Genomic DNA, 321 nt, shown 5'->3' with positions numbered 1-321 from the left:
GTGTCGCCCGGTGTTTTCCTCCCATTGCGCCGGGCGATGTTCCCCTCTGAAGGTTATGACCTTCATGCTTGGCCGGGCCGCTTTCGCGCCCGGCCTTTTTCTTTTCCGCGCTGGAAATGCTGCCGATCAGGCGAAGTCTATGCGGATGGTTCCGTATGGTCCGAAATCCGAGACGATCCGGTCGCCATGCCGGCATTCGACCGGCCGGATGAAGGAACCCGACAGCACCACCTGTCCGGCCTCTATCTGCATGCCGTATTGGTGGAGCCGGTTGGCGAGCCAGACAATGCCCTTGGCCGGATGGTCAAGCACGCCGGCGCC

At 62.3% G+C, this 321-nt stretch carries 1 pseudogene; it reads right to left on the bottom strand.

Annotation, left to right across the window (positions count from 1 at the left end):
- Window positions 1-126 precede the first annotated feature (126 nt).
- A pseudogene (locus tag EN851_RS35020) lies at window positions 127-321 on the bottom strand (2-oxo-hepta-3-ene-1,7-dioic acid hydratase); the annotation flags it as partial.

This window comes from Mesorhizobium sp. M8A.F.Ca.ET.208.01.1.1 (assembly GCF_004791315.1).
GTDB lineage: Bacteria > Pseudomonadota > Alphaproteobacteria > Rhizobiales > Rhizobiaceae > Mesorhizobium.
The sequence above is the reverse complement of the archived record's forward strand: the minus strand, read 5'-3'. Positions and strand labels throughout refer to the sequence as shown.